General features: G+C 63.3%; 16 protein-coding genes and 1 tRNA gene. 6 read left to right on the top strand and 11 right to left on the bottom strand.

Going from position 1 to position 18703, the window contains the following annotated elements; genetic code table 11:
* Together ACFO0G_RS17960 and ACFO0G_RS17955 are read right to left on the bottom strand one after the other, a co-directional pair.
* Nucleotides 1–271: response regulator transcription factor (locus tag ACFO0G_RS17960; protein WP_376979328.1), on the bottom strand; the 271-nt coding region annotated here is incomplete at its 3' end.
* 447 nt (nucleotides 272–718) lie between these two features.
* Nucleotides 719–1015, bottom strand: coding sequence for a hypothetical protein (locus tag ACFO0G_RS17955; protein ID WP_376979327.1), 297 nt, complete (start codon nucleotides 1013–1015; stop codon nucleotides 719–721).
* A gap of 76 nt (nucleotides 1016–1091) precedes the next feature.
* Between ACFO0G_RS17955 and ACFO0G_RS17950 the strand changes: the two genes are divergently transcribed.
* Nucleotides 1092–1754 carry a TMEM175 family protein gene (locus ACFO0G_RS17950; protein ID WP_376979325.1) on the top strand — a complete coding sequence of 221 codons (663 nt, stop codon included), beginning with the start codon at nucleotides 1092–1094 and terminating at the stop codon, nucleotides 1752–1754.
* On the opposite strand, the gene ACFO0G_RS17945 is transcribed toward ACFO0G_RS17950, so the two are convergent.
* The 4 genes from ACFO0G_RS17945 to ACFO0G_RS17930 all read right to left on the bottom strand — a co-directional run bounded on the left by ACFO0G_RS17945 (nucleotide 1751) and on the right by ACFO0G_RS17930 (nucleotide 4946).
* A complete protein-coding gene (locus ACFO0G_RS17945; protein WP_376979323.1) occupies nucleotides 1751–3067 on the bottom strand; it encodes a hypothetical protein in 1317 nt (438 codons plus the stop codon). The genes ACFO0G_RS17950 and ACFO0G_RS17945 overlap by 4 nt on opposite strands.
* The gene (locus ACFO0G_RS17940; protein WP_376979321.1) at nucleotides 3064–3567 is read right to left on the bottom strand and encodes a hypothetical protein; all 504 of its coding nucleotides are present in this window, start codon (nucleotides 3565–3567) and stop codon (nucleotides 3064–3066) included. The genes ACFO0G_RS17945 and ACFO0G_RS17940 overlap by 4 nt, the downstream gene beginning before the upstream one ends.
* Nucleotides 3568–3569: 2 nt before the next feature.
* The gene (locus tag ACFO0G_RS17935) at nucleotides 3570–4409 is read right to left on the bottom strand and encodes a COG1470 family protein (RefSeq protein ID WP_376979319.1); all 840 of its coding nucleotides are present in this window, start codon (nucleotides 4407–4409) and stop codon (nucleotides 3570–3572) included.
* Nucleotides 4410–4496: 87 nt separating this feature from the next.
* A complete protein-coding gene (locus ACFO0G_RS17930) occupies nucleotides 4497–4946 on the bottom strand; it encodes a hypothetical protein (RefSeq protein ID WP_376979317.1) in 450 nt (149 codons plus the stop codon).
* A gap of 750 nt (nucleotides 4947–5696) precedes the next feature.
* Here ACFO0G_RS17930 and ACFO0G_RS17925 point away from each other — a divergent pair.
* Complete coding sequence (locus ACFO0G_RS17925; protein WP_376979315.1) at nucleotides 5697–6050, top strand: ANTAR domain-containing protein; 354 nt, start codon at nucleotides 5697–5699, stop codon at nucleotides 6048–6050.
* Between the two features lie 888 nt (nucleotides 6051–6938).
* Nucleotides 6939–7145: a hypothetical protein gene (locus tag ACFO0G_RS17920; RefSeq protein WP_376979313.1), complete on the top strand. Its 207-nt coding sequence runs from the start codon at nucleotides 6939–6941 to the stop codon at nucleotides 7143–7145.
* A 356-nt stretch (nucleotides 7146–7501) separates the two neighbouring features.
* On the opposite strand, the gene ACFO0G_RS17915 is transcribed toward ACFO0G_RS17920, so the two are convergent.
* The gene (locus ACFO0G_RS17915; protein WP_376979311.1) at nucleotides 7502–7777 is read right to left on the bottom strand and encodes a hypothetical protein; all 276 of its coding nucleotides are present in this window, start codon (nucleotides 7775–7777) and stop codon (nucleotides 7502–7504) included.
* A gap of 112 nt (nucleotides 7778–7889) precedes the next feature.
* Here ACFO0G_RS17915 and ACFO0G_RS17910 point away from each other — a divergent pair, with 112 nt between their 5' ends.
* Both ACFO0G_RS17910 and ACFO0G_RS17905 read left to right on the top strand, forming a co-directional pair.
* Nucleotides 7890–8276, top strand: a complete 387-nt coding sequence (locus ACFO0G_RS17910) for a DUF7793 family protein (protein ID WP_376979309.1) — start codon at nucleotides 7890–7892, stop codon at nucleotides 8274–8276.
* A gap of 159 nt (nucleotides 8277–8435) precedes the next feature.
* The gene (locus ACFO0G_RS17905; RefSeq protein WP_376979308.1) at nucleotides 8436–9353 is read left to right on the top strand and encodes a DNA/RNA non-specific endonuclease; all 918 of its coding nucleotides are present in this window, start codon (nucleotides 8436–8438) and stop codon (nucleotides 9351–9353) included.
* Nucleotides 9354–9895: 542 nt separating this feature from the next.
* Here ACFO0G_RS17905 and ACFO0G_RS17900 read toward each other — a convergent pair.
* Nucleotides 9896–9977: transfer RNA gene (locus ACFO0G_RS17900), tRNA-Leu, on the bottom strand.
* Nucleotides 9978–10179: 202 nt separating this feature from the next.
* Between ACFO0G_RS17900 and ACFO0G_RS17895 the strand changes: the two genes are divergently transcribed.
* Nucleotides 10180–10785, top strand: coding sequence for an ANTAR domain-containing response regulator (locus tag ACFO0G_RS17895; protein WP_009358190.1), 606 nt, complete (start codon nucleotides 10180–10182; stop codon nucleotides 10783–10785).
* Nucleotides 10786–10924: 139 nt separating this feature from the next.
* On the opposite strand, the gene pyk is transcribed toward ACFO0G_RS17895, so the two are convergent.
* The 3 genes from pyk to gltB form a co-directional block, all read right to left on the bottom strand.
* The gene (gene pyk, locus ACFO0G_RS17890) at nucleotides 10925–12433 is read right to left on the bottom strand and encodes a pyruvate kinase (protein WP_376979306.1); all 1509 of its coding nucleotides are present in this window, start codon (nucleotides 12431–12433) and stop codon (nucleotides 10925–10927) included.
* A gap of 64 nt (nucleotides 12434–12497) precedes the next feature.
* Entirely contained in the window at nucleotides 12498–13955 is a 1458-nt protein-coding gene (locus tag ACFO0G_RS17885; RefSeq protein WP_376979304.1) for a glutamate synthase subunit beta, read from the bottom strand.
* Nucleotides 13948–18561, bottom strand: a complete 4614-nt coding sequence (gene gltB, locus ACFO0G_RS17880) for a glutamate synthase large subunit (protein WP_376979302.1) — start codon at nucleotides 18559–18561, stop codon at nucleotides 13948–13950. Before gltB ends, ACFO0G_RS17885 begins: the two co-directional genes overlap by 8 nt.
* Nucleotides 18562–18703: the final 142 nt, after the last annotated feature.

The raw sequence follows: 18703 nt of genomic DNA, 5'->3' as shown, positions 1-18703 counted from the left end.
TGGCATCAGCAGCTGCGATAGCTCGACAAAGCCCGGCGCCGGAACCATCCGGAAGATCATCGTCGATGATGACCAGATCCGGACGCAACGCAGGGATTCGTCGGATCGCCTGGTGAACAGACGCCGATTCACCGGAAACGCTGAACCCGCCATCCTCCAGCAACCCCCGCAGGCCCCGCCTGACGAGCTCTTCACCACACACGACGTACACGCTTTGGGCTAAGGACTCCGCACCCAGGCCATGGCCAGCCAACATTTCGTTTCCGTTCATTCGCCCTAAAAACCCAAAAGGCGCTTGTTACTCTCCTGCTGCCACCCTGGCCCAACCTTGAAAAGGAGAACAGTCACCTAACCCACAGGCTTCTGTCGAAAAAGCGAACGGACTTGCCGACCCACTTGAAAGGCTAGCCCTACAAACAGAATCGGGACACCCCGCGCGGGTTGCAAATGCAACACAGCCTGTCGCCGCCATCGCAAAGCCACCCTCGACTTTGACGCCTACAGGAGCATCGTCGTAGACACACAGGGCCAGGGGTCCGGAGGTCTGCGACGGCACGCCCTGGACCCAACAGCCGGCCTCACGAGCGGACGCCCAACAACTGGTTGAAGCACAGCGGAAACCAGGGCGAACCCCAGGAGCCTGCATCTCGGCGGCCGCACCCGGACAACCCAACGCCACACCAACGCTGGCTTGCCGGCTAGGTTCATATCTCCCGGGCTAGCCGCGCCGGCGCTGCCACTGCCCGGCATGCCAGAACATCAGGCCCAGGAAAGTCAGGATTCCGAGGAATACAGCCGGTGTGGCAAATGAAAACAGGACGTACGCCATGCTGACCCGGTCAGTCATTGACACAGACAAGGGAGCGTTCAAAAGGAATGCGACTCCGCCGACAACCAGCACAGCGACCACCAGCCACAGGACCCCGATGAACGGGTTCAGCTTAGGGCCGGACCGGAGCACATCCTCAGCTGGTTCCTCAGCCGCCGCCGTCAACGGCTTTCGATCCTCGTCCACTTCGTGAAATCCAACTACTCCAGACTGGTGCTGATCCATGAGCTCCCCCTAGCCTATTCAGCAGCCTAAATAGGCTGTGAAAGCACGAGACAAACTGCCTTCACTGGGCGAGACGCGGGCAAGTTTAGCGAACCTCGAACTCAGTGCGTACGCTAAGTTCCGGGCCCTGGTCAACTCGGGGTCCGATACCGAGCGGACCACCTTTTTTAGTGATGCGATCTTCGCCATCGCCATGACCTTGCCTGCTGTGGAAATCAGAGTCCCCGAGGTGCCACCGGAGGAACTCCCGCGGACCTTGCTGGAACACGTCCCCCAGTACTTCGCGTACGTGCTTTCCTTCGCTGTCACGGGTGCGTACTGGTTGACCTATCACCGCCTGATCAAGCTCCTCCGCGGCTACGATGCGAACCTGCAGCGCATCAACCTGCTTGCCCTACTGTTTATTGCACTGACCGGCTTCGCGTCAGGGGCTCTCGCGCGCTACGGGGACCTGTCGGTGGGAGTTGTCGTGTACGCGGTTATCGTCGGCGGCACAGGACTGAGCTACACCACGCTGTGGCAGTACGCGTGGCACCGGAAACTCGTCGGCAGCGAAGTCGACGCGAATCTGTTCTCTTACCTGCGCGCAAGAAGCCTTGCAGTCGCGGCCCTTACCTTTACCTACCGGAAACGACCACGAGCGGTGGTGCAAGCCCCCGGAGGGGACCGGGAGGCTGGCAGCGGCTTGGAGGGGCATTAGAACCTCGACGGGGTCGCCGTGAACGGCGTGGACGGCAAGGGGTTGCCGACCGTGTCGGTCAATCCAGCAGGTGGCGTGAATGTGGGTTTGACGTTTCCGTTGACGTTTGCCGCTGCGCCCGTGGCATCACGGCTGCCCAGCGTGATGGTCAGTTCGGATTTAGTGGCATCCCAGGCGAGGGACGATGCTTTTGAGGCGCCGCTTCCTGTGCCGTGGAAACTGAGGGCAGTTCCGCCGGAATAGGCACCGCCCAACGACACAGAACCGATTCTGGCGGTAGGGCACAGTGTGCTGTCCAGGGAAACAGTCAGGATGTCCGCGGCGCTGACTTTAACTGTCACCTGTTCTGGACCGTTGATGCTCTGGTTGCCGCCTGTAGTCCAGTTGCTGCAAATGGTTGAGGCATCCAATGCCTCGGAGAACTTGACGACCACCTTGTCTCCCTGGTCCATGGCGTTGCCCGTGCCGCCGTTGACAAGAGTCACGGCGGAAACTGCAGGGGCTGTGGCGTCTTTTGCCGATGTGGCAGTACCTGCCGCGCTGGTATTTCCGGCGGCATCGGTGGCCACTGCCGAGTAAGTGACTGTTCCGTCCCTGAGCGTCGAGAGGTTGAAGCTGATGGTCTGGCTCGAGCCAGTTGCCGTGAATACCTGTGAGACAGTCTGCGCAGTAGTACCGGGAGGCGGAGTATCGGTAGCGGTCACCGTCACCGACGAACCTGCTTCAGCCGTGATCGTGACCGGAACGTTCGCCACGTTGGCACTGGTACCCGTTGCAGGAGCGCTCGTGATCCTGGCCGGAGCTGTGATGTTCGGGGCGGCGGGAGGCGTAGTGTCGGCGGCGGTGACGCCTGCGCTGCGGGGACTTTCCGCTCCCGCCCAGGCGCCGAGCATCGGCGTGACAGTGTAATACCAAGTTCCGGGCGGCAGGGCCTCGCTGCATGCCAAGGCCGCGACAGTCCCGGCGCAGCCGCCCGTGGCTGCAACTGCAGTTCCGCCGGTTGCTGTGGAGTAGCGGGCCACGGCGTATCCGGCCACAGGGACGCCTGCCGCCGTGGCGCCCTGCTTCCAGGCGACCGAGGCGGAACTGATGGAAACGGACGCAGCTGGAGCGGCCATGGCGGGAATGGAGTCGGCCTTGACGACCCCGGCGTTACTCCCGAAAGTTTGCCAAAAGGCGTTGGCGGCCGGGCCAGCCCATGATATGACAACGGCGGCCGCGAGCACTCCTGCGGCCCGGGAAAGCTTGCGGCGGCCGCCTTGGCCGCGGAGCCTCGGCTCATCGGGCTGCCGGCTCTGGTTGCTGATGTTCATTTCCGTGCCTCCAAAGTGACGGGCAGGCTGAAGGATGCGCCCTGGCAGCCGGATGACGATGCCAGGGACATTCTGGCGGCACCAGGGAGGGTGATCAGCACAGATGAGTTCGGGGGAATGGTGGTTGCAGGCGCCAGTGGGGCGGACGGGTCCGTGAAGGTCACCCCGGTGGTAAGGCAGCCGGGGTGGTTTGCATCCGCAGCCGCGGCCCCGTTACCCCGGATGGCGTACACCTGCACCGCGAAGTTGTTGGGGTTCGTAGCCCGGACTCCAACATCGGCGGCGCCGCCCGGGACAAGTGCGTTTTGCGTACCGTCGCCGGAAATCAGAGCGTCAACAGTGACTGCTTTCATCGTGCCATTGGGGGCCGAGCCCGTCCCCGCTCCAGTGGCGGACCAGTAGGCATAGGCGCCGGCAGCTCCCGTGGCGAGGCAGAGGGCGATTGTTGCTGCCGCTGAGGTGGCAGTTAGCTTGCGCAAGGTTATCTTGGGTGTCGTCATTGTCAGTTCCCCTCCCCCGCTCCGGAATAGGAGAGCTGAAGTGTGGCGCCCTTGCGGCCGTCCTGGTTCAGTGTGGTGTCCAGCATGGCGATCCTTGGCCACTCCTCCCGAAGCGGCCTGAGCGCTTCAAGCTTGGATGTCCCCACCGGAACTGTTAGCGGGTACTGGCCGCTGTAGTTGGTCACCACGTAATCCGCAGGGGTGCAGGGAAGGCCCCCCGCGACCGCCGTCTGGGTTCGGGTAATGGAAGTGATGGAGACCGACAGGCTGGACAGTGCCAAAGCCTTGTTGTTGGGGTTGCTGAAGGAAAGATTCAACGGGATTGAGGCCCCTGGGGTAAGGGGGGTGTCAAGGTTGCCCGAGATGGTAAAGGTCTTCGTGGAGGCCTGGACAATCAACTGGACCAGGACGCCGGTTGTCTGGCTGGCGCCGGCCGCAGTGGCAACGGTCAGGTCTGCTTTGCCCACCGCAGTAGTGGCCTGTGTTGCCACGGTCAAGGTGACGCTGGCACTCTTCCCAGAAGCGAGCGTTACTGCAGACGGTGCGAAGGCCGCGGTCGCCCCGGGTGGAAGGCCGGACACAGAGGGGGTGACGCTGGCGTTGAACCCGTTGGCGGACGTCAAGGAAACGGTATAGCTGACCGAGTCCCCCTGATTGACGGTCCGGCTGGCGGGATTCACTTGGATGGCGACGCCTGTCTTGTTGCCCTGGCTTCCGCCTTGGCTTGCGGCGAAGATCGAACCCGCCGACGCGAACGTGATTAAAAACCCCACCAGCAATACCCTCACCGCGGTGGTGGTTCTTCGCGTGACTGTGCGGATGTGCCCAGATTCGTTCTGCACGGAAAGCCCTTCTGGCCTTGGTTGGAGTGCGGGAAGTGTCGAGTACACCGGTGGGGAAATCCGTCACCTCCCCACCGGTGTAGGCGCTTATACGCTGCCGACGCTGACCGTAACCACTGCGCCCTTGCAGGCGTCCTGATTATCAGTCGCACTATCCTTGAACGTCAGGGTTCCGCTGCCCACAACGGTTCCCACGTCGCCCTTCGCAACCGTTGTATGGCTGGTGACAGCAGTCACATCGAACCACTCGGGAAGACATCCGGCTTTGTCGGTGCCCACACTGGCCGTAAGCTCCCCGACCTGTGTACTGGTGGTAGTGCTGGGGTTGTCGGCCGTATACGTAACTACTTTTGAAGAGCCCGGGACCAAGCCACCAGTGAAGTTGGCGTGCAGCGTGACCGTGCCGCCACCCGCTGAGTTGGTGGCCGAACCGCTCCCGGAACCGGTGGTGGTCCAGTAGGCGTAGGCCGCACTGCCGCCGCCGGCTATCAGGGCGAGAGCTCCAGCTGCTGCCAGGACTTTGTGCTTCTTCGTCATTTTGCGCATTGTAGGACTCCTTTGGCTGGTTGAAAGACAGATGGTGAGACGCGCAGCCATTCAGGAACCACGGGGGATCTTGCTTCCGGCTGATCGATGACGCCCATACTTCCGGCCGCTGGGAACGCAAACAACGCGTACTTGTACTGGTTTTTTGGGAGCGGACCCAAAAATGACTTCTTGTATCAAATGGCGGGTACTCAGTTTTCACCGCTTCAGGGGATCTACCCTAGGCCTCCCGGTTTTCTGATGCATGATCGATTTCGATGACTGCCGCCATCTTTGTTCAAGTCCCGGCGTCCAATAACGGCGTGAGCGCTTTCCTCCACACCCCGGGGCTCGGCGGGCACCTTGACTTCACAACGCCGCCGCCTCCGAGGCTCATAGGATGAGCCGCATGAGATCTGATGATGAGAAGGATCCGCCTGTACCCGCCGAGCTAGTCGATGCTCCGAAGCGGATTCAACACGAGCAAGGCTCACAAAACAACGCCCCCTCCGAAGACGAGTCCCTTGAGGAAGAGCAGAACGACTGAGCCGGGGTGCCAGGTAACTCACTATCGCATCGGATGGCCGGTGGGTTCAGTGGTCTGACACCGCGAAGACACACTCGCGCGGCCTCCTACACTGGCCGCCTGTATGCCAGGCGTAACGCAGTGGGAAAATAGCCGAAGAAGCACCATTGCTGTTCAGCATTGGGTAACGCTGACGCAGAAATTCGAGTACTGAATACCCGGGTGTTCCCTTTCCGATGCACGTAGCGTCGAACCAAAGGTTCGTCAGGGTTCTTTATCGGGTTTTGTTGCTGTTCGGGTTGGGCGTTGTTATGGAATTGCCTGGGCGCTTCGTCGCCACTTCCGACGTGGCGGAAGAAATCCGAATTGCGCTTGCTGCGGCTGAACAGTTGCGTTCGGCATTGGACAGTCGCACGGTCATCGATGTGGCGTGCGGAGTGATCATGGCACGCAACCGCTGCTCGTGTGAGGACGCAATTCAAGTTCTTCTGAACGCTTCAGACCAAGGCAGGATGACGTTGCGACAGATTGCCAGCACTGTTTTGGCTGGCCTACCGGCCGGTTCCCCGGGAACCTACTTCCAGCGATGAAGGCCGCAGCGTTTCAAGGGTCACGACCCATAACAAACAACTGATCCTGTTTCCAATTGATGAGTCTGTGCTTCACAGGCTGGGGCTTTAACTCGATGACGACGAAGGACGCTAAATGTCTTTATCAGCGTTCCTCGCGCGGCTCATATAGAATTATGCGCTTCTTTCACGCTTTCACCGTGACGGATGTCTAGGGAGCCACGGACGCGGTGCTGAGGCTGCGCAAATCCAGCCCGACGGCTGGGGAGCCCGCTGGCTGGCTGGGTCCGTCCTAACGCCTTTCGGCATGCAATTGCACGCCACTAGCAGGCACCTCTCCAGAGCTGCTACTTCAAAGCCCCAGCACTGCCCCGTTCGCCCAGAGAAAACAGCCGGTCGGCGCTGCTCGATCCACCGACGACCGGTTCTTGTACACCCCAAGTTGACGTCGAGGTGGCCTGGCCTGCGAGGATCCAGCCTTACGACGAGACCGGTTTTGTTTTAGGACGCCCCCTAGTGTCGCCCGAGGTCTCATGCCAGCCCTGCGCCAGATACGTCCACCTCAAATCCAGATTCTTTGACTATTTCGAAGATTCTCGAGCTGTCGCATCCCGAGGTCACGTCCCTCGCGCTGTCAGGATGAGATCTGAGAACGTCCTAAGACACTGTTAGCAAATCCGAGTTCCGCGTTATTCGGACGCCGCTTCAGGTCTTGACCTCGAGTTGGCGCAGGACGAGGATGGCAGACCGGCGGCACAAGTTGCCGCGCTGCCCTACTCGTCCAACGTAAATCGGCTGCTTCGTGTCCCAGATTTTCCCCCTCAAAGTGTGAGGACGCCCTACCGGGGGTAATGCCCCAATAGCGCCCACCCGGGTGCGGTAGTGCCCACCGGACCACAAGGAGACAGCATGGCAGGAATCAATGCGAAGTTCGACAAGGAATACCTCGACAAGGGCATCGACGAATTGGCCAAAGCGCCGGTAGAAGCCTTGAAAGGCCTCTCTGAAGGCGACGCGCAGAAGCTCAAGGACGCCCTAAACATCAAGACCGTCAAAGACCTCGGGACCAACAAGTTCTTCCTTTGGGCCCAGTCGGTATCGAAGCTGGCTGAATAGAGCACCTCGAGCACTGGAAGACAGCCGGGCGCGGCGTCCAGCAAACGGGCGCCCTTCCCGGATTCAACAGCCCCAGACGGCCTACGCTTTGGCCATGCCAAAGACCGCCGACGCATCGCAGAGGAAGCCGCCGCCCCGGTCTTCAGACCACGACATAACGGCCATGCGGCAACGCGGACGCACCGCCAAACCGCTTGCCTAACATTGTAGGCAAGCGTGAGAAGGTGGGACTGGGCCTGTCCAGCTTTGCCATCGCTCCTCCTAGGACCTAAGCAGCCACGCCACAGCCTTGTCTTCCGAGGTGAAGTACCTGACCGGAAACCCGGTGGGCAATAGGGGCAGACGGAACATTGCAATCACCTGGTCCACGGGGAAGAACCCACAAGCGCCACACGGGACACACTTGCCGGGTCGGGGAAGATCTTTCGAGCCGCAGACGAGTGCGTCACGTCGTGAATGTCTACCAGCAGCGGCAGCTTGGCGCCCTTGCCCAGGGCGGAGATGGCCGAAAAGGCACTGTTAGCATCATCAAAGCCTATGGAGACTCCCGGCTGCCAGCGCAATCGCAGGAATCCGGCAGACAAGTCCACAGTGCCCTTGCCGCTAATGTCCACCTTGTTCGAGCCGAGCACACCGCCATCCTACGTGTGGCAGAGAAGCGCCTCGATCCGTGGTCCAGGCATCGGCTACTATGCTCCTGTCGGTACCCGCTCCGGAACCGCGAAAGACCAGTTGGGGGACTGCATGGAACGAGCCGCGATTGAGTGCAGCAAGGGAACCATTACCCTTCGCAAGGACGGCATTATCCACTTAGTCTGGGATCCGCATTTGCGCATCGAGGCTGCCGACGCCCGTGCAGCCATGGCAGCCGTGAACGCACTCGCTGATGGACGCGAACACCCCTTGCTGGTCGACATGACCATGACGGCATCACTAAGCCGTCAGGCCCAGATGGTCTTCAGCCAGCGCTGCGCGACGCGTATGGCGCTGCTTGGCACCAGCCCGGTCGACCGCATTCTCGCCAACTGGGTACTGAGCGCACAAGAACAGCCATGCCCGAAACGCTTCTTCAACTCCGCTAACGAAGCTATGAAATGGCTGCTATTAGCGGACAAGAGTGTCGGTTCTTGACCCAGAGCATTCATCACAGTGTCATGTCCCGCTGGTAGGCTCCGTCCTGGATGAACTCACAACAGCGGCGGCAACCCCGCCGCCAGTGATCTCGCAGGCCGCGCGGGATATGATCCTGGTTTCCTGGGGCCCGGTGTACCAGTTCCAAAGCTCCCCGGCATGAAGACAGTGCTGCTGCCCTACACGCACTTCTCCGTCCTGATGCGCCCGGACAAACGCCTCGCCGCAGTCACCGCATTGATGATGGAGGGTAAGAAACTGATCGACCTGGCCCGGGCCGGTATCCCGTGGCGGCTGGATCCGCGCATCCCTGCCGACGAGCAGACCGGGGAACAGGTCTACGCCAACAAGGACATCGACCTTGGACACCTGGTCAGGCGCGCTTCGGCTGTCTGGGGAGACACCAAGGCAGAAGCAGCACAGGCGAACGAGGACACCTTCCACTACACCAACGCAGCGCCGCAGGCGGCGAAGTTCAAGCAGGGCGCCGAACTCTGGCTGGGGCTGGAGTCATACCTCCAGGAAAACGCCGCCGACAACAGCCAGAAAATCACGGTGTTCACCGGGCCCGTCTTTGATGCCAAGGATCCGATCTACCGCGGCGTGGACATTCCGCTGAAGTTCTTCAAAGTCGCTGTCTTCCTGTACCAGGGCGAGCTGGCCGCCACCGGCTACGTCGTGGACCAGACCGAAGTCCTGGCTGATCTTCCGGATCTCCCGAAGCCGCGCGTCACCGAAGAGCCTGCCCCGCCGGGCCAGTTCCGTACGTTCCAGGTCCCCATCAGGGACATCGCTGCCCTCACCGGACTGGAACGTGGAGCAGCTAGTGGCCGTGGACCGGATGCCCATCGCAGCAGCACTGCCCAGTGCCCGGCTGACCTCAACCTGGCGGGACCTGCACTCCCCCGAAGACCTCGACCTGGGCTTCGACCTCCACAACTAACCAGGCAGTTTAAAGAAGCTCTTCGGACCATCGGCCCCGAGCAAATCATGCGCGCAACGTGCTCGGCGGTCTCTCCCTCGGCCATCCGCTGCCGGGCGGTATTCACCCCGTTCCCCTTGCCTAACGATCGCTGAAGGTAAACCCTTAGTGCTTTGCGTTTGGTTAAGCCAGGCCATCCATCAAACTGTCATTGAGGCCCGGTCGGAGTATGAAATCCCAAAGCCTAAGGGCTAGAAGGTTTGCGTCCCTTGGCACTATCGCTCAGCTCCGGCGTGTCCATGAGGAGTCGCCACAAAACAGACTTATGTGTGGACACTGTCCACACCCTCTTTGGCAGGACAAAGCGCGGTACACGGCTCTCACCGGCGGTGAGAAGACCAATTCCTGGAACACCTAAGGCGAAACCGCCACGGTCATGTAGTTCCTACTCCCCCGGAACATGAATAGGTGTAGGCCACCAACGGCCCACCCAACAAAACCGGAACGAGGTAACGCAAGAACCCACTCCCACCAGGCGGAAGGCTCTCCAGTCAGAGACTTGAACCCGCGACTCCACACACCTGCATAGGCTCCGCGGCGACCAGGCCAAAGCTCGCGAACCAACCCGTCAGAGCGACGAAAATCAAGCTTTGTACACACGTCAAAGCAAAAAAGCCTCTGACGAGGGAAAACGTTGTGCCCGAGGTGGGACTCGAACCCACACACCTTTCGATACCGCATTTTGAGTGCGGCGCGTCTGCCAATTCCGCCACTCGGGCGCGGAATACGAGGAGCGAAACTACGCCCACAGCTGACTGTGAGCAACGCGATCGCTTCACGTACGCGGAATTACTCTACATGCAGATAGGCTGAATTCCAGAATCGCGCCGCCGTCGCCGCAACCGAACCCCTGCAAGCCAAGTACAGCCGCGGTGGCACCTAAGATAGTGATGTCCCGCCGTACCTTTTCAAGGAGATCCCGTGACTGAACAGACGGAGTCCAAGCCCACGTCCCAGCCGGCGCGCCGCGTCATTGTGGCAGAGGATGAAACCCTCATCCGCCTCGACATCATCGAGATCCTGCGCGGTGAAGGCTATGACGTTGTGGGCGAGGCGGACAACGGCGAGAAGGCCGTCCAGCTCGCCGAGGAACTCAAGCCTGACCTGGTCCTCATGGACGTCAAGATGCCCGTCATGGACGGCATCTCCGCTGCGGAGAAGATCGTCAAGGCCCGCATCGCCCCCGTGGTGCTGCTGACCGCCTTCAGCCAGAAGGAACTGGTGGAGCGCGCCCGCGACGCCGGTGCCATGGCCTACGTGGTCAAGCCGTTCACGCCCGCAGACCTCATCCCGGCATTGGAGATCGCCCTCTCCCGCCACGAGGAAATCAAGGCCCTCGAAAGCGAAGTTTCTGACCTGCAGGAGCAGTTCGCCACCCGCAAGCTCGTGGAACGCGCCAAGAGCCTCCTGACCACCAAGATGGGCCTGACGGAACCGGAAGCCTTCCGTTGGATCCAGAAGACCTCCATGGACCGCCGCCTCAGCATGCGCGAGGTCGCCGAAACCATCATCAACCAGGTCAACTAGCGCGCTGGCCGGGCTCGGAGAGATTACGACGACGGCCCGGCCACCAACCAGGAACGGTCACCACAGCGACCGGTCACCAAAAAGCAAAGCAGCAAAAAGGACCCCCGCCATAAGGCAGGGGTCCTTTTCTGTCCGAAGCCTAGGCCTGGGCGGCCTGGTTCTTCTTCTTCTTTTCCGGCCAGGGGCCGAGCTTCTCGCGGTTGCTGCCGGGCTCGCCGCCCTGGCTGCCGGCATCGGCGAGGTCGCCCACCTTGTGGACCTTCAGCATGTTCGTGGAACCTGCCTTTCCGGGAGGGGAACCGGCGGCGATAACCACCAGGTCGCCGTCGTCCACCAGGTCCATTTCCAGCAGGCTGCGGTCAACCTGGGACGTCATCTCGTCGGTGTGGCCCACCATGGGGACCAGCACCGGCTGGATACCCCAGGTCAGTGCCAGCTGGTTCCACACGTGCTCCACCGGGGTGAAGGCGAACACGGCCTTGATGGGCCGCAGGCGGGAGAGGCGCCGGGCGGAGTCGCCGGACTGGGTGAAGGTACAGATGTACTTCGCGTCCAGCTGGTCGGCGATTTCGACGGCGGCACGCGTGATGGCGCCACCACGGGTCTTGGGCTTGGTCCCCAGCGGGGGAACGCGCTCCAGGCCATGCACTTCGGTGGACTCGATAATCCGGGCCATGGTCTTGACCGTCTCGATCGGGTACTTGCCCACGCTGGTCTCACCGGACAGCATGACGGCGTCAGCACCGTCCAGCACGGCGTTGGCGCAGTCGGACGCCTCTGCACGGGTGGGGCGCGGGTTGTCGATCATGGATTCCAGGACCTGGGTGGCCACGATGACCGGCTTGGCCCAGCGGCGCGCCAGTTCAACGGCACGCTTCTGGACGATCGGCACCTCCTCCAGCGGCAGTTCCACGCCGAGGTCGCCACGGGCCACCATGATGGCGTCGAACGCGTCGATGATCTCGGGCAGCTGGTCCACGGCCTGCGGCTTTTCGATCTTGGCGATGACCGGCACGCGGCGGCCTTCCTCGTCCATGATCTCGTGAACGCGGGTGATGTCCGAGGCATCCCGGACGAACGAGAGCGCCACCAGGTCGACACCGCGGCGGATGGCCCAGCGGAGGTCGTCCTCGTCTTTTTCGCTCAGCGCGGGGACGTTGACTGCCACGCCGGGCAGGTTGATGCCCTTGTTGTTGGACACCATGCCACCGACGGTCACCTCGGCGACCACCTTAACGTCGTCGACCTCGATGGCACGCAGCGCCACCTTGCCGTCGTCGATCAGCAGGGCGTCGCCCACGTTGACGTCCTCGGTGAGGCTCTTCAGCGTGGTGGAGCAGATGTCCTTGGTGCCCGGAACATCCTCGGTGGTGATGGTGAAGATGTCGCCAACAGCGAGGGCGTGCGGGCCGTCCACGAAACGGCCCAGGCGGATCTTGGGACCCTGCAGGTCGGCCATGATGGCCACTGCCTTGCTCAGGTCGGACGCGGCCTTGCGGACGTTCTCGTAGGTGTTGTCATGCACGGTGTAGTCACCGTGGCTCATGTTCATGCGTGCGACGTCAACGCCGGCCTCCAGCACCGCGAGGGTGTTTTCGTAGCTGGCAATTGCCGGGCCGAACGTAGCCACAATTTTTGCGCGTCTCATATACCTACCCTAGTGATCTCTTGCATTGGTTAAGTTGTCGGCGGGGTGAACCCTTGGTGCACCGCTAGAGGACGGCGATGGCGCGGTCAGTCGGCGCGACCGGCGCGGGAAGGATGGTGCTTCCCATCAGGTACTTGTCCACCGCGGCCGCGGCGGCGCGGCCCTCGGCGATGGCCCACACAATCAGGGACTGTCCGCGGCCGGCGTCACCGGCAACAAACACTCCTTCGGTGTTGGTCATGTAGTAGCCGTCGCGGGCCACGTTTCCGCGGCCGTCGAACTCGGCGTGCACCTGGTCGGTGATGCCCGCAGGCTCTGCGCCGGTGAAACCAAGGGACAGGAACACCAGGTCGGCCGGGATGATCCGCTCGGTGCCGGCCTTGGGGAGGCGCTTGCCGTCGACGAACTCGGTCTCGGCCACCTTCACGCCGGTCAGCTTGCCGTTCTCGCCAACGAACTCGACGGTGGAGGCGAGGTAGGTGCGTTCGCCGCCTTCCTCGTGCGCGCTGGCCATTTCGAAGAGGGTGGGGAATGTCGGCCACGGCTGGTGGCTGGCACGCTCCGACGGCGGCTGCTTGCCGATGGCCAGGGTGGTCACCGACGCGGCTCCGTGCCGGTGCGCCGTGCCCAGGCAGTCGGCACCGGTATCGCCACCGCCCAGGATCACCACGTGCTTGCCGTGGGCGTTGATCTGGTTCTCGATGGTTTCCCCGGCCACCGCGCGGTTGGCGGGCACCAGGTAATCCATGGCGAAGTGGACGCCGTCCAGGTCACGGCCCGGGATGGGCAGGTCGCGCGGAACGGTGGCACCCGTGCACACCACGACGGCGTCGTAACGGCGGCGCAACTGCTCCCAAGTGACGTCCGTGCCCACTGAGACGCCGGTCCGGAAGCGGGTACCTTCGGCCTTCATCTGTTCGACGCGGCGGTCCACCTGCTCCTTTTCCATCTTGAAGTCGGGGATGCCGTAGCGGAGCAGGCCACCGATCTTGTCGTCCCGCTCGTAGACGGCAACGGTGTGGCCAACGCGGGTCAGCTGCTGGGCCACGGCAAGTCCGGCGGGACCAGAACCGACCACGGCAACCGTCTTGCCGGTGAGGCGCGTGGGCGGCAGCGGGCTGACCCAGCCGTTGTCCCAGGCCTCGTCAATGATCGAGACTTCCACCTGCTTGATGGTCACCGCGGGCTGGTTGATCCCCAGCACGCAGGACGCCTCGCAGGGCGCCGGGCAAAGCCGGCCGGTGAACTCGGGGAAGTTGTTCGTGGCGTGCAGGCGCTCGATTGCTTCCTCGCCCTTGTCCCGCCACATGAGGTCGTTCCACTCAGGAATCAGGTTCCCGAGGGGGCAGCCCTGGTGGCAGAACGGGATGCCGCAGTCCATGCACCGCCCGGCCTGGGCCTTCAGCGTGCCCTTTTCCTGTGCCTCGTAGACCTCTTTCCAGTCCATGATGCGGACGGGGACGGGACGGCGCGGCTGGGTTTCACGCTGGCGTACTTTCAGAAATCCGCGTGGATCAGCCACCGGTAACCTCCAGGATTCGAGACCATACTTCTTCGCCGTCGGGGTCGAGGCCCTCTTCGATGGCGTCGAGGCGGGTTTGCAGCACGGCCGCGTAATCGCGCGGCAGCACCTTGGTGATGCGGGCAGCGGTGTCATCGAAGTTCTCGAGGAGGCGCGTTGCCAGCTGGGAGTCAGTTTCTTCCACGTGCTTGACCAGCAGGCCGTGGACAATGTCGCGGTCCTCCGCGTCCAGCTCGCGCAGCTGCAGCTCACCGGATTCCAGTGCCTGCTTGTTGACGCGCGTGGTCCGCAGGTCCAGGACGTACGCGGTTCCGCCGGACATGCCGGCGCCGAAGTTGCGGCCGGTGCGTCCGATGATCAGCGTCTGGCCGCCGGTCATGTATTCGCAGCCGTGATCGCCAATGCCTTCGACCACGGCGGTGGCACCGGAGTTGCGCACCAGGAAGCGTTCGCCCACCTGGCCACGCAGGAACAGCTCACCGCTGGTGGCACCGTAGCCGATCACGTTGCCGGCGATCACGTTGGTCTCCGCCTTGAACACGTTGGTGCGGTCCGGGCGGACGATGATCCGGCCGCCGGACAGGCCCTTGCCCACGTAGTCGTTCGAGTCACCGAACAGCCGCAGGGTGATGCCTGCCGGCAGGAAGGCGCCCAGGGACTGGCCCGCGGTGCCGTTCAGCGTGACGTCGATGGTGTCCGTGGCCAGGACATCGGTACCGAAGGTCTTGGTCACGACGTGGCCCAGCATGGTGCCCACCGAACGGTCAGTGTTGATGACGTCCACGGTGATCTTCACCGGGCTGCGGTCCGTCAGCGCTTCGGTGGCCATGGTGATCAGGCGCTGGTCGAAGTGCTTGTCCAGCTCGTGGTTCTGGCCGGTCATGTTGCGCAGCGGCGCGTCGTCGTCGAACTCCAGGCCGTGCAGGATCGGGTCCAGGTCCAGCCCGTCGGCCTTCCAGTGGTTGATCGCTTCCCGGGTGTCCAGCACCTCGGCGTGGCCGATGGCCTCTTCGAGGCTCCGGAACCCGAGCTCGGCGAGGATCTCGCGGACTTCCTCAGCGAGGAATTCGAAGAAGTTGACCACGAACTCGGGCTTGCCGCTGAAGCGGGCCCGCAGTTCCGGGTTCTGGGTGGCAACACCGACGGGGCAGGTGTCCAGGTGGCAGACGCGCATCATGATGCAGCCTTCCACCACCAGCGGGGCGGTGGCGAAGCCGAACTCCTCGCCGCCCAGCAGGGCAGCGATGACGACGTCGCGGCCGGTCTTGAGCTGGCCGTCCACCTGCACCACCACGCGGTCGCGCAGGCCGTTGAGCATCAGCGTCTGCTGCGTCTCGGCCAGGCCGAGCTCCCACGGAACGCCGGCGTGCTTGAGCGAGTTCAGCGGTGAGGCGCCGGTGCCGCCGTCATGTCCGGAGACAAGGACGACGTCGGCCTTCGCCTTGGTCACGCCGGACGCCACGGTGCCGATCCCGACTTCGGAGACCAGCTTCACGTGCACACGTGCCGAGGGGTTGGCGCGCTTGGCATCGTAGATGAGCTGCGCGAGGTCCTCGATAGAGTAGATGTCGTGGTGCGGCGGCGGAGAAATGAGCCCAACGCCGGGGGTCGAGTGCCGCGTGCGGGCCACCCAGGGGTAGACCTTCTGCGCCATCAGCTGGCCGCCTTCACCGGGCTTGGCACCCTGCGCCATCTTGATCTGGATGTCGTCGGCGTTGGTCAGGTAGAGGCTGGTCACGCCGAAACGGCCGGACGCGATCTGCTTGACCGCGGAGCGGCGCTTCGGATCCAGCAGGCGCTCAACGTCCTCGCCACCTTCACCGGTGTTGGACTTGCCGCCCAGCTGGTTCATGGCGATGGCCAGCGTCTCGTGGGCCTCCTGCGAGATGGAGCCGTAGCTCATCGCGCCGGTGGAGAACCGCTTGACGATGCTGGAGACCGGCTCCACTTCCTCGAGGGGAACCGAGGGGCGGTTGTTCTTGAACTTCAGGAGGCCGCGGAGGGTCATCAGGTTGGTGGACTGGTCGTCCACGCCCTTGGTGTAGGCCTTGAAGATGTCGTAGCGGCGCTCACGCGTGGCGTGCTGCAGCCGGAAGACGGTCTCCGGGTTGAACAGGTGGGGTTCACCGTCCCGGCGCCACTGGTACTCGCCGCCGCCCAGCAGGGGCCGGTGCGGCTGCTCGATGCCGCCATCCGGGTAGGCCATCTGGTGGCGTGCGGAAACCTCGGCCGCGATGACGTCCAGGCCAACGCCACCCAGCTGGGAATGCGTTCCGGCGAAGAACTCGTCCACCAGTTCCTGGCCCAGGCCCAGTGCCTCGAAGGTCTGGGCGCCGGTGTAGGAGGCAACGGTGGAGATGCCCATCTTGGACATGATCTTCAGGACGCCCTTGCCCAGGCCCTTGATCAGGTTGTACACGCCGTCCTGCGGGGTCACCCCGGTGACGTCGCCGGCGGCGATGAGCTGCTCCACGGATTCCATGGCCAGGTACGGGTTGACGGCGGACGCGCCGTAGCCGATGAGCACGGCAACGTGGTGCGTTTCGCGGACGTCGCCGGCCTCAACCACCAGGGCGGTCTTGGTGCGGTTGGCGCTGCGCAGCAGGTGGTGGTGCACGGCACTGACCAGCAGCAGCGACGGGATGGGGGCCCACTGGGCGTTGGAATCGCGGTCGGACAGCACGATGTACTGCACACCCCGGTTGATGGCGCCGGAAACCTGCTCGCAGATTTCGGTGAGCCGTGCACGCAGCGCGTTTTCGCCGCCTTCGGGCCGGTAGAGGCCGCGGACCTTCATGGCCACGCGGTTGCCGTCGGCGTCCTCGATGTTGGCGATCTTGGCCAGCTGGTCGTTGTTGATCACCGGGAACGGCAGCTGGACCTGGGCCTGGCGGACCTGCTTGGTGTCCAGCAGGTTGCCGTTGGGTCCGATGGCGCAGGTGAGCGAGGTGACCAGTTCTTCGCGGATGGCATCCAGCGGCGGGTTGGTCACCTGCGCGAAGGACTGCACGAAGTAGTCGAACAGCAGGCGCGGGCGCTTGGACAGCACAGCGACGGGGGTGTCGGAGCCCATGGCGCCCAGCGGCTCAGCGCCGGTCCGGGCCATGGGGCCCAGCAGGATCTTGAGTTCCTCGGTGGTGTAGCCGAAGGTGCGCTGGCGGATGTTCACGGACGCAGCCGTGTGCACCACGTGCTCACGCTCGGGCAGGTCGTTAAGGTCGATCAGGTTGTCCTTGACCCACTCAGCCCACGGGTTGGCGGCGGCGACCTCGGCCTTGACCTCTTCGTCGTCGATGATGCGTCCGGCCTCGGTGTCCACCAGGAACATCTTGCCCGGGGACACGCGGCCCTTCTTGACCACCTTGGAGGGTTCGACGTCGATCACGCCCACCTCGGAGGCGAAGACGATCAGGCCGTCCTCGGTGATCCAGAAGCGGCCCGGGCGCAGGCCATTGCGGTCCAGGGTTGCGCCGACCAGGTTGCCGTCGGTGAAGGAGACCGCAGCGGGGCCATCCCAGGGTTCCATCAGGAGGGAGTGGTACTCATAGAAGGCACGGCGGGCCGGATCCATGGTGGCGTGGTTTTCCCAGGCCTCGGGGATCATCATCATGATCGAGTGCGTGATGGGGCGGCCGGAGAGCCAGAGCAGCTCCGCTACCTCGTCGAAGGACGCGGAGTCGGAGGCACCGGGGGTGCAGATGGGGTACAGCTCTTCCGGCGAGTCACCCAGCAGCGGGTTGGCCAGCTGGGACTGGCGCGCGCGCATCCAGTTCCGGTTGCCCTTGACGGTGTTGATTTCACCGTTGTGGGCGATGGTCCGGAACGGCTGCGCCAGCGGCCACGACGGGAAGGTGTTGGTGGAGAAGCGCGAGTGCACGATCGCGAGCTTGGTCTTGAACCGTTTGTCGGAGAGGTCCGGGTAGAACGGCTCCAGCTGGGCGGTGGTGAGCATGCCCTTGTAGACGATCGTGCGGGAGGACAGCGACGGGAAGTAGACGCCGAACTTGTTCTGGGCGCGCTTGCGGATGCGCCAGGCGCGGGAGTCCAGTTCGTTGCGGTCCAGTTCCTCGCCGTTGGCCGATGCCAGGAAGGGCTGGGAGAAATACGGCATGCAGGCGCGGGCCATGGCGCCCACCAGGTCGGCGACCACGGGCACTTCGCGCCAGCCGAGGACCTTCAGGCCTTCGTCGGCGGCCAGGCCCTCGATGCCAGCCTTGGCGGCGTTGGCTTCCCGCTGCTCGGCAGGCAGAAAGGCCGTGCCGGCGACGTACTGTCCCGGAGCCGGCAGCTCGAACTCGGTGACGGCCCGGAAGAACTCGTCCGGAATCTGCATGAGCAGGCCTGCGCCGTCGCCGGTACCTTCGTCGGCGCCCACGGCGCCGCGGTGCTCAAGGTTGCGCAGCGCGGTCAGCGCGGCGTCGACGATGTCGTATCCGGGCTCGCCACGCAGCGTCGCGATGATGGCGAGTCCGCAGGCGTCCTTCTCCTGCTCCGGGTTGTACAGCCCGGCAGCCTCCGGCATGGCTGCGAAGCGCTTGAACGGCGACAGTGCAGTCTCAGGCTGATCCGGTTCGGACCAGCTGGGAGTGTTAAGAGTTTGGGTCATGGGAGACGTCCTTCCTCCTGATCGTGCGTATGGAAGGGACACCGTTGGCCCCACTCGTCGGCGCCGCTGCGGTGGGCACAACAAAGTGTTGATTACTGGAAATTGTAGGTCAGCGCCGCCTGCGGAACTAAAGGTTACGCAG

Source organism: Arthrobacter sedimenti, from assembly GCF_042652025.1.
GTDB lineage: Bacteria > Actinomycetota > Actinomycetes > Actinomycetales > Micrococcaceae > Arthrobacter > Arthrobacter sedimenti.
Note: the sequence above shows the minus strand (reverse complement) of the source record. Positions and strands in the feature narration are given on the sequence as shown.

Bases quoted from the DNA above. Each gene is read 5' to 3' on its own strand.
- ACFO0G_RS17945 (WP_376979323.1), bottom strand. From the start codon at position 3,067: ATGAACATCAGCAACCAGAGCCGGCAGCCCGATGAGCCGAGGCTCCGC.
- ACFO0G_RS17940 (WP_376979321.1), bottom strand. From the start codon at position 3,567: ATGACGACACCCAAGATAACCTTGCGCAAGCTAACTGCCACCTCAGCG.
- ACFO0G_RS17930 (WP_376979317.1), bottom strand. From the start codon at position 4,946: ATGACGAAGAAGCACAAAGTCCTGGCAGCAGCTGGAGCTCTCGCCCTG.
- ACFO0G_RS17925 (WP_376979315.1), top strand. From the start codon at position 5,697: ATGCACGTAGCGTCGAACCAAAGGTTCGTCAGGGTTCTTTATCGGGTT.
- ACFO0G_RS17920 (WP_376979313.1), top strand. From the start codon at position 6,939: ATGGCAGGAATCAATGCGAAGTTCGACAAGGAATACCTCGACAAGGGC.
- ACFO0G_RS17910 (WP_376979309.1), top strand. From the start codon at position 7,890: ATGGAACGAGCCGCGATTGAGTGCAGCAAGGGAACCATTACCCTTCGC.
- ACFO0G_RS17905 (WP_376979308.1), top strand. From the start codon at position 8,436: ATGAAGACAGTGCTGCTGCCCTACACGCACTTCTCCGTCCTGATGCGC.
- pyk (WP_376979306.1), bottom strand. From the start codon at position 12,433: ATGAGACGCGCAAAAATTGTGGCTACGTTCGGCCCGGCAATTGCCAGC.
- gltB (WP_376979302.1), bottom strand. From the start codon at position 18,561: ATGACCCAAACTCTTAACACTCCCAGCTGGTCCGAACCGGATCAGCCT.